The sequence below is a fragment of the Polaromonas sp. P1_E1_2 genome (assembly GCF_056406035.1).
In genome coordinates this window covers 1-9,689 of the sequence record NZ_JBFUAZ010000098.1, presented here as the reverse complement: position 1 = coordinate 9,689, position 9,689 = coordinate 1, and the positions used below count along the sequence as shown (strand labels likewise).

Annotated in this window: 8 protein-coding genes; 3 read left to right on the top strand and 5 right to left on the bottom strand. The window is 63.7% G+C overall.

Annotated features, from left to right (window positions below; translation table 11 throughout):
- The 4 genes from AC1D1P_RS07275 to AC1D1P_RS07260 form a co-directional block, all read right to left on the bottom strand.
- On the bottom strand, positions 1–943 hold a 943-nt coding region (locus AC1D1P_RS07275; RefSeq protein WP_477672531.1), incomplete at its 3' end, for an ABC transporter ATP-binding protein.
- Complete coding sequence (locus AC1D1P_RS07270; protein ID WP_477670027.1) at positions 940–1,788, bottom strand: ABC transporter permease; 849 nt, start codon at positions 1,786–1,788, stop codon at positions 940–942. The genes AC1D1P_RS07270 and AC1D1P_RS07275, both read right to left, overlap by 4 nt.
- Positions 1,789–1,792: 4 nt before the next feature.
- On the bottom strand, positions 1,793–2,734 hold the full coding sequence (locus tag AC1D1P_RS07265) for an ABC transporter permease (RefSeq protein ID WP_477648166.1): 942 nt from the start codon (positions 2,732–2,734) through the stop codon (positions 1,793–1,795).
- 185 nt (positions 2,735–2,919) lie between these two features.
- Positions 2,920–4,476 (bottom strand): ABC transporter substrate-binding protein, encoded by a 1,557-nt coding sequence (locus AC1D1P_RS07260; RefSeq protein WP_477670028.1) that lies wholly within the window; start codon positions 4,474–4,476, stop codon positions 2,920–2,922.
- A 149-nt stretch (positions 4,477–4,625) separates the two neighbouring features.
- On the opposite strand from AC1D1P_RS07260, the gene AC1D1P_RS07255 reads away from it, so the two are divergent.
- Positions 4,626–5,015 carry a RidA family protein gene (locus tag AC1D1P_RS07255; protein ID WP_477672530.1) on the top strand — a complete coding sequence of 130 codons (390 nt, stop codon included), beginning with the start codon at positions 4,626–4,628 and terminating at the stop codon, positions 5,013–5,015.
- A gap of 157 nt (positions 5,016–5,172) precedes the next feature.
- Here the strand turns inward: AC1D1P_RS07255 and AC1D1P_RS07250 are convergent, their stop codons facing one another.
- The gene (locus AC1D1P_RS07250) at positions 5,173–7,302 is read right to left on the bottom strand and encodes a lytic transglycosylase domain-containing protein (RefSeq protein ID WP_477670029.1); all 2,130 of its coding nucleotides are present in this window, start codon (positions 7,300–7,302) and stop codon (positions 5,173–5,175) included.
- 9 nt (positions 7,303–7,311) lie between these two features.
- Here AC1D1P_RS07250 and AC1D1P_RS07245 point away from each other — a divergent pair, with 9 nt between their 5' ends.
- Both AC1D1P_RS07245 and AC1D1P_RS07240 read left to right on the top strand, forming a co-directional pair.
- Entirely contained in the window at positions 7,312–7,950 is a 639-nt protein-coding gene (locus tag AC1D1P_RS07245) for a 5-formyltetrahydrofolate cyclo-ligase (protein WP_477651343.1), read from the top strand.
- A 100-nt stretch (positions 7,951–8,050) separates the two neighbouring features.
- Positions 8,051–9,689: M48 family metallopeptidase (locus AC1D1P_RS07240; protein WP_477672529.1), on the top strand; the 1,639-nt coding region annotated here is incomplete at its 3' end.

Genomic DNA, 9,689 nt, shown 5'->3' with positions numbered 1-9,689 from the left:
CCGCGATGGCCTTGTCACAGCGCGGCTCGAAAGCGCAACCCGGTGGCGGCGCCAGCGGGCTGGAAACCTGGCCGCGGATGGCATAGAGTCGGCGCTTGCCTCCCGCCGCATGTGAGCCCTCGCCCGCCGACGCCCGCCCGCGCTGCTGCGCCGGCAGGCAGGCCAGCAGGCCCTGCGTGTAAGGATGCTGCGGCCGTGCGAACAGGTCGTTGACAGGCGCGGCCTCCACGATGCGGCCGGCGTACATCACAGCCACGTCATCGGCATGGTGGGYCACCACGCCCAGGTTATGGGTGATGAACAGGATGCTCATGCCGGTTTCGGCCTGCAGACGACGCATCAGCGCCAGGATCTGCGCCTGGATGGTAACGTCCAGCGCGGTGGTGGGTTCGTCGGCGATCAGCAGCGTCGGGTCGCAGGCCATGGCCAGCGCGATCATCACCCGCTGGCGCATGCCGCCCGAAAGCTGGTGCGGGTATTCATGCAGGCGCTGGGCAGCCGCCGGGATCTCGACGAGCTCCAGCATGCGCAGGGCCTGGGCCAGGGCGGCCGCATGGCCCAGGCCCTTGTGCAGGCGCAGCGATTCGGCCACCTGCTCACCCACGGTGAAGACCGGGTTCAGGCTGGTCATCGGCTCCTGGAAGATCATCGCCACCTCGTTGCCGCGGATTGCGCGCATGCGCGGCTCGGGCAGCGTCAACAGGTCCAGYGTTTCGCCGGCGCGATTGACGAACAGGGCCTGGCCGCTGACCTGCGTCGAAGCGGTTCGCGGCAAGAGGCGCATCAGCGTCAGGCTGGTGACCGATTTGCCCGAGCCCGATTCGCCGACCAGGGCTGTGGTCTTGCCGGCACGGATGTTGAAGCTCACGTCGGCGACGGAGCGGATCAGGCCTTCGTCGGTGTCGAAGAAGGTGGAAAGGTGGCGTACTTCGAGACGGTTCACATCGATTTCCGCAGGCGCGGATCCAGCAGGTCGCGGATGCCGTCGCCYAGCAATTGAAGCGACAGCGCGGTAAGGATGATGGCCAGGCCCGGGAACAGCACGATCCACAGCGCCTGGTGGGCGTATTGCTGGCTGCCGGCGACCATGGTGCCCCAGGTCGGGATTTCGGGCGGCACGCCCACACCCAGGAAAGACAGCGCGGCTTCCGCCAGGATGGCGTAGGCAAAGATGAAGGAAGCCTGCACGAGAATCGGCGACATCAGGTTGGGCAGCACATGGCGCCAGAGGATGCGCACGGTGGAGACCCCGACGGCGCGCGCCGCTTCCACAAACAGCAGCTCGCGCACCACCAGCGTCGAGGCGCGCACCACCCGCGCCACGCGAGGCGTGTAGACCAGCACCAGGGCCAGCACCACGTTCAACATCGAGGGGCCGAGAATGCCGACCAGGGCGATTGCCAGCAGGATGTCGGGGAAGGACATCATGGCATCGACCAGCCGCATGACGGGCGCGTCGAGCCGGCGAAAGAAACCCGCGATCAGGCCAAACAAGGTGCCGGCCACCACCGAACCCAGCGCCGTCAGCAGCGCGATGGTCAGCGAATAGCGTCCGCCGAAGGCGATGCGGGCAAACAGGTCGCGGCCCAGTTCGTCGGTGCCGAACAGGTGAGCAGAAGAGGGTTGCGAGAGGCGCTGGCTCACGGCGGTTTCGTTCGGGTCCAGCCCGCTCAGGGGGCCGGCGAAGAGTGATACCAGCACCACCACGACCAAAGCGATGGCCGCGGCCAGAACGATACGGCGGCGAAACAGCTTGCGCAGGATGAGAGGAAGTTGAGGCATACGCATCGCTTCAGTACTTCACGCGTGGATCGACCACGGTGTAGAGCAGGTCGATCGCAAAGTTGATCACCACATAGATTGCCGCCACCACCAGCAGTGCCCCCTGGATCACCGGGTAGTCGCGCCGGATCACCGCGCTCACCACCAGGTTGCCCACGCCGGGCAGGCCGAACACCGTCTCGGTGACCACCGCGCCACCGATCATCAGTGCCACTGTCAGGCCGAGCACGGTGACGATGGGCACCAGCGCGTTGCGCAGCGCATGTTTGAGCACCACCACGTTTTCCGAAAGCCCCTTGGCCCGGGCAGTGCGCACGTAGTCCTCGCCCAGCACATCCAGCATCGAAGCGCGGGTGAAGCGGATGATCAGCGCCGAATTGAGCACGCCCAGCACCGTGGCCGGCAGCACCAGGCAGTGGATGCGGGCCGCCAGCGAGGCGCCCGGYTCGCCATAGCCCGAGACGGGGAACCAGCCCAGCGAGACCGCGAAGATCTGCATCAGCACCAGGCCGAACCAGAAGCTGGGTATGCTGGCGCCCAGCATGGCGAAGCCGGTGAAAGCCTGGTCGACGGCCCTGCCACGATACACGGCCGAGACGATGCCGCACGGCACACCGATCAGCGCGGCAATGGCGATGGCCATCAGCGAGAGCAGGGTCGTGGGCTCGGCCCTCTCCCACAGCGCCTGGGTTACCGGGCGCTGCAGAAAGATCGATTCGCCCAGGTTGCCGCGCGCCAGCTCCCGGACCCACAAGCCGAACTGCACCGGCAGGGGCTTGTCCAGGCCATAGACCTTCTGCACGCGCGCGATGTCCTCGGCCGTGGCCTGGTCGCCCAGCAGCACGGCGATCGGGTCACCCGGGGCGGCGCGCGTGAGGATGAAAACCAGCACCGCCACGATGGCCATGACCACCAGCATGCCGCCCAGCCGGGACAGGAGGTACCGTGTCATGACGTTGCTCTATTCAATGATGCGAATTTTTTACTCATTCGAAGGCACTCCACGTCCCCATCTCCACGCCCGCCGAAAGAACAGCGAAATAAAGCCAGTTGAGCCGCGGAACCGGCTTTGCCRGGCCGCAGGCGGACGGCCCCCTCGGGGGGCAGCGCATTACACGGAGTGAAAAGCGTGGGGGCTCAACTCTTTAGGCTGGTGTTCCAGAAGAACGGGTAGGTGTAGGGGGTGTAGCCCTGCAGCGCAGGCGCACGCGCCGACAGGCTGGCGAACTTGCCCACCTGGATGTAAGGCACCTCGTCATACACCACCTGCTGCACCTTGCCCCATAGCGCACCGCGCTTGGCAGGGTTCGGCTCCTGGTTCAGCGCGGCCAGTGCCTCGGCCTTGGCGGGCGAGCTCCACCAGCCCGGCGCGCCGTCGCCCAGCTGCGGCGGTGAAAGCATGGGCTCGGGGAACAGGCCCGAATGGGTGATGTAGATGTCCCACAGCTTGGGGTCGGCGCGGCGCTGCAGCAGCGTCGCCCACTCGACCACGTTGAGTTCGGCCTTGAAGCCGGCACGCTTGAGCTGCTCGGCCATGATCAATGCCATGTTGTAGTGAAAGTCGTACTGCCGGCTGGTCAGGATACGCACCGGCTCGCCCTTGTAGCCGGCCTGCTCGGCCTGGCTCTTGGCCTTCTTGGCATCGCGTTCGTTATAGGCTGCGGTGCCGGCTGTGGAATAGAAGGGCGTGCCTTTGGGGAAGTGGTTACCTTCGGCGATGAAAAATCGCGTGTCGCCAAAGCCCGCTGCCAGCATCTCGCCTTCGCCCAGCGCGGTCTGCACCGCCTTGCGCACCGGTTGATGCGCCAGTGAACCCTCCTTGGTGTTGAACACCAGGTAAGGAAAGCCGAAAGAGGGCGTCATGATGGGCACGACCTTGCCGCCGGCTTTTTCCAGCCGCGGCAGCGCCTCGATCGGCAGCAGATCGGCGTAGTGGAACTGGCCGGCCAGCGCACCCTCCACCCGCGTGTTGGCATTGGGCACCGGTACGAAGCGCAGTTCCTCCACCACGGCCACCCGCTTGCCGCCGTAACCGCTGGCAGCTTCATTGCGCGCGGTGTAGCCATCGAAGCGGGTGAGCAGCACATACTGGTCGGGCTTGCGCTCCTTGAACTTGTAGGGCCCCGTGCCTACGTATTCGCGCAGCGGTTGGGCCAGCGATTCCTTGGCCATGATGGCTGCCATGCCCGAGGCCATCGCCAGCTGCGAGAGCAGCGGCGCATAGGCGTTCTTCAGGCTGATCTCCACGCTGAGTGGGCCCTTGGCCGACAGGTCGGCCACCTGCACCGCCACCGACTTGCCACGCGGCGAGACTTCCATCCAGCGCTTCAGGCTGGCCACCACGTCGTCGGCATGAAGCTCGCGCCCGCTGTGCAGCATCACGCCCTTGCGCAGGGCGATGCTGTAGAGCTTGCCGTCCGCCGATATCTTGGGCATCGCCTCGGCCAGCATCGGCACCAGGGCCGCCTTGGCGTCGAAGGTGAACAGCGGCTCGTAGACGTGCTGCATGATGATGCAGACCAGGTCGGCCGGGGTCGACTGGATGTCCAGCGTCGGCGGCTCAGCCACCATGGCCAGATTCAGGGCTGACTTGCCCGTCTGCGCGGCGGCCGGACCGAAGCCGGCGCCGGCCGCACCCAGGGCCAACAGGGAGGACAAGGCAGTGCGGCGGTGCATGCGAATTCCACGGATCATGACAACTCCTGATTGAAGTTAAATTTCAAAAGTGAAGATTAATTGACCTGAAGAGGATCATTTTCAGGATAAACCCGAGTATTTGCGCATATTCATGAAAATATATTTCATAATTTGCCACAAAAGAGACTGGAAAAAAGGAGTTCTTCATGCCTCTGGAACATTTCGGAAATCCTCCGCTGGCCTCCGACCGCCAGCCCCGACCGTTCTCACCCGCCGTACGCGCCGGTGACTTCGTCTATGTCTCCGGCCAGGTGCCGGCCAATGAAAACGGCGAGATCGTGACCGGCGGAATAGAGATGCAGACCCACCAGGTGATGAAGAACCTGCAGGCGGTGCTGGCCCTGGCCGGTTGCACGCTGGACGACGTCTGCAAGAGCACTGTTTGGCTGCAGGACGCGCGCGACTTCGGCAGTTTCAACCGCATCTACATGGGCTATTTCGGTGAGAAGAAGCCGGCCCGCTCGACGACCGAAGCGCGGTTGATGGTGGATGCGCGGGTGGAGATTGATGTTGTGGCTTATAAGCCCAAGGGCTGAGGCCTGGCTTGTTCTGTCGTTGCGCTTTTTGCTGAGGGTTGCTGGCCGGGGGTTGCCCGGCCAGCAGGATTCAGAGGAGGGTGCGCCGGAAAATTAATAACAACCCTGAAAAAACGCTATCAATTCAATAGCTGCCCGCGCTCGTCCCCAAAATACTTCAAGGCAGATCCTTGTAAGGCTCCGGCTGCGCCGCATCCCTGGGCCCCACGGTGCCAAGCCGTGCTTTCAGCGACTGCGGCTGCCCCGTCAGGATGGCCGCGTAATTGGTGGTGTTCGACAGCACTTTTTTCACATAGTCGCGCGTTTCGCTGAACGGCACGCTTTCGGCCCAGATCGCAGCGTCCAGCACCGGCCCGTTGCGCCAGAGGCGTGGCCGCCCGGGGCCGGCGTTGTAGGCTGCGGCGGCCATGGGCATGGAGCCGTTCAGGTCATCCAGCGCAAACTTGAGGTAGGCCGTGCCGATCGCGATGTTGGTATCGCGGTCATTGAGCTGGTCTTGCGTGAAGCCTTCAAGGCCGATTTTTTTGGCCGTCCAGCGTGCCGTCGCCGGCATGACCTGCATCAGGCCCGAAGCGCCCACGCCGGAGCGCGCGTCCATGATGAAACGGCTTTCCTGGCGGATCAGGCCGTACACATAGGCCGGGTCGAGGTTGATGGACTGGCTGCGTTTGGTCACCGTTTCGCGAAACGGCATCGGGAAGCGTTGCTCGAAATCGATCTCGCCTTTGGTGCGCTCACTGGTGTTGATGCAGCGGTCCCAGATCTGCCGGTCGCAGGCGAACTGGGCGGCCGCCAGCAGGTCGCGGTCAGCCATGCCACCGCGCTTGTGCAGGTTGGTGCTGTAGTTCCACTCGCGCGTGCCTTCGGGGCGCAGGCCGACGGCGATGGCATAAGCGGCGCGGTTCAGGCCCGGGTTCAGCCGTGCAGTTTCTTTTTCCTCGGCCGTCAGCGGCGCTGGTCTAGCCGGCACCGTGATCTTCTGGCCCAGCTCTTCCAGCGCGAGCTGCTCGTAAAAACCACGGGCCGACGCGAAGGACTGCAGCAAGGCCAGGGCTTCGGCTCGCTGCGGCGCAATGGTGATGCCGGTGCTGATGGTTTGCGTTACGCCGGGTGTGGTCGCGACGACGATCGGGCCTTTGGGCGCTGCGTCAGGCGGCGCGGTGGCCAGCAGCGCGCGCGCTTTCCAGTAGCTCCAGGTAGGTTCCTTGCGCGCGTCGTCGCTCATGGCGTTGACGGCTGCCAGCACGAGCGTCCAGTTGGGCTGTGTCCCTGCGCGCAATGCGGCCCGGACTTTCCAGCCCAGCATGTCATCGCTGAGGTCGGTGTCCTTGGTGACCTTAGAAAAGTACTGCAGCGCGTCGCCTGCAGGCGTGGTGCCCAGGCGGGTGGCGGCCTGCCTGCCGATCACACCCCAGACCCAGTTGCGCTCTTCGGTATTCAGCTGCATGCCCCATTTGTTTTCCATTTGGGATGCCGCTCCGTCCGTGTCGCTGATCGCCATCTTGATCAGCGCCAGCGTGACGATTTCGCGCCGCGCCTTGCTAAGCGCGAGGTGTTTGCCCGCCAGGAACCTGATGGGGCTGGCATTCAGTTCATTGACCATGCCGACGGCGTCGGGCGCAATGATCTGTACCGCACTGGTCGCTGCGCGTGGCCGGTTGGCCTCGGTGGCCAGGCGGGCCTTGATCCAGACGTCCTGCGCTGTGAGGTTTTTGGTGCCAACCAGCCGCTCGGCGGCCGAGTTGCAGCCGTCGTCTGCCTCGCGCTGTGCATACCAGTTCTTTTTCACTTCGTCGGCCAGGCGCGCATCAGCCACCGGATTTTTGAGGTGTTCGACCAGCAGTGCGTAGCAACGCACTTCCTTGTCGTCGTTCATCCGGTAGTTGGGGTATTCAGCGGCAAAGCCGGCCCAATCGCGGCGCTGGCCCAGCAGCAGCAGCCAGTCGTTGCGCAGCCGGTCTTCCTGGTAGGTGCCGGCGTAACGGCCGAAAAAATCCTGCACCTCTTGCGCACTGGCTTCGCCCAGTCGCGTCTTGAGTTCCCAGTAGGCCGCCCAGGGCTCAAGCGCGTGGCCCCGGGCCTGGGGCAGCAGTTGTGCCAGCCGGCCCTTGTCGCCGCGTTTGAAAGCCTTGTTCATCTCCACAATCACGTTGTCGGCTGCGCTGGCGCTTGCGGGAAGGGTGGTTTGGGCGGTTGCAGGGACGAGCAGCGTCAGGGAGGCAATCGCGGAAAAAATGGCGGGCAGGGAGGCCGCACGTACCGGGCCATTAAGAAATTTGTATAGCATCGGGACATTATGGACAAATTAAGCATACGCAAGGCGCTGGTGGAAGCGCGACTGAACATGCCTGACCGCCTGGTGCGGGCTGACCTGCTGCAGCGTGTGATGCGCATCTGGCTGGTAGGTTCCACGCACGAGGTGATTGGCGCGTATTGGCCCATCAAGGGCGAGTTCGATCCGCTGCCTGCACTGTACCGCTGGCAGGAAGATGCCATTTTGAGCCAGGATTCGTCATCAAATCCGGCGCTGGACCAGGTGGAACGTGCGCAACTAGCTACTGAAAGCATAGCAGCGCGGTCGCCGCGCAAGATCGGTCTGCCGGTGGTCAACAAGCTGCACAAGACATTGACTTTCCATGCCTGGTACCCGGGCTGCCCCATGGAAGAAGACGCCTACGGCATTCCGAAACCAAAAGATACAGAGGTGATTATTCCCACCCTGCTGTTCGTGCCCTGCGTAGGTTACGGCCCCGGGGGCTATCGGCTGGGCTATGGCGGGGGCTTTTACGACCGCACGCTGGCCACGCTGCAACCACGGCCTTTCACAGTGGGCCTGGGCTATACCCAGGGCTGGCTGCCCGACATGGAGCCCGAGCCGCACGACATTCCGCTCGATGCCATCCTGAACGACAAGGGCGTGGTCTGGCCGGTGTGACCGCTCAGCGCTCGCTTCGCCCGCCTTGGAAAGCAGGCGAGGGCCGGTATATTAGCCACTCGAGCAAAGCGGTTAATGACTAAAAAACAGGGAGCGGAGCATGGCAGGCAGTGGAGAAGACGGCAATACGGTGAGCAGCAGGATCAGGAAGGACCTGCTGAAAGTTCTGGCCCTCGCGCTGGTGACGCTGTTTCTGGTTCCGGGCTCAACCTTGCTGTTCGCCAGGCATGCACAGCAGCAACTCGACCGCACCATCATCCAGTCGATAGAGCGGCAGGTCGACCAGGACTCGAGCATGTCCGCCGAAAGCAAGGCGCACACCAAGAAGTTTTACCGTGATAACCCGGTCTCCCGCATATGTGCCGACGCCAACGCCGACCTCGTGCAGGACAGGGACATGTTCTGCGAGCCGTTCTCCGAAGTCTGGCAGTTTTACGCGGCACATCTCATCGCCAAATGGACGATTGCCGGCGGTGTGGCCATCTTGCTGGTGGAACTGCTGCTGGGCGCCGTGGCTTTCTGGAACCGCAAGGCCCGGTACCTGAGTTTTGTGACCGGCTGGCGCATGCTGAGCCTGGCCAGCGCGGCGCAAATGCTGGTGCAGGGCACCATGCTTGTCTGGCTGTCCTTTTGGGTGACGGCATTCTTCTTTCACGTGTATTACATCAAGCTGATCGCGCTGATCGGCTTTGTGGTGGCTGTCGCGGTGTTCTTTGCCATTGCCGGGCTGCTGCGGCGCCCCGCCATGGCAAACACCATTGACGGGGAGCTGGTCAGCGACGGCGACGCGCCGGGCCTTTGGGCCAACACACGCGCTCTGGCCGCGCGCCTGAAGACCGCGCCGCCCAAACAGATCGTGGCGGGCATTGACACCAATTTTTTTGTCACCGAAGCGCCGCTTACCGTGGCCGGCCAGGCGCTGACCGGCCGCACGTTGTTTGTCAGCCTTCCGCTGCTGCGGCTGCTGGACCGTGCCCAGGCCGATGCCGTGCTGGGCCATGAGCTCGCGCATTTTCGCGGTGGTGATGCCGCCAGCAGCGCCCGGCTTGGGCCCAAGCTTGTGCAGTACGACCACTACCTCGGCCTGATGCGTGGCGGTGGTCTGACGGTTGCGGTCTATCACCTGATGTACCTGTACCGGGTGATATTTGAATTCGCGCTGATGCGTGACAGCCGCGAGCGCGAATTCAAGGCCGACCGCGCCGCCGCGAAGCTGGTTTCGCCGCAGGCCATTGTGGAATCGCTGATCAAGATTACCGCCTACGCAAGCTACCGGTCGGAAATCGAGCGTGAACTGTTCGAGCACGACCGGCAGCACGGCCAGCAACTCGGCATTGCGCAGTTTGTGGCCTCGGGCCTGACACCCTACGCCGCCTCTACCAAATTCGTGAAAGCCATGGGAACAGCCAGCGTGCCGCATCCGTTTGACTCGCACCCGGCCATGCTGGACCGCATGAAGAATGTGCATCACCTGGTCAAGCCCGACGCTTTCGGCGCCATCGTGACTGATCCACCATTGCGCAACTGGGCTGACGACATACAGACCGCGCCGCAGATTGAGCAACGACTGTGGTCGGCCTACGAGCAGGGTTTTGCCGCCGACCATGAACGTACCCTCGCTTACCGCTACGGGCCGGACAATGACATGGAGCAGGCGCTGGTGCTGCGCTACTTTCCCCCTGTGCTGTTTCAGCTCAAGGGCACCCTCTCTGTCGGTGTGACATACAGCGGCCTGGAGC

Bases quoted from the DNA above. Each gene is read 5' to 3' on its own strand.
- AC1D1P_RS07260 (WP_477670028.1), bottom strand. From the start codon at position 4,476: ATGATCCGTGGAATTCGCATGCACCGCCGCACTGCCTTGTCCTCCCTG.
- AC1D1P_RS07255 (WP_477672530.1), top strand. From the start codon at position 4,626: ATGCCTCTGGAACATTTCGGAAATCCTCCGCTGGCCTCCGACCGCCAG.
- AC1D1P_RS07250 (WP_477670029.1), bottom strand. From the start codon at position 7,302: ATGCTATACAAATTTCTTAATGGCCCGGTACGTGCGGCCTCCCTGCCC.
- AC1D1P_RS07245 (WP_477651343.1), top strand. From the start codon at position 7,312: ATGGACAAATTAAGCATACGCAAGGCGCTGGTGGAAGCGCGACTGAAC.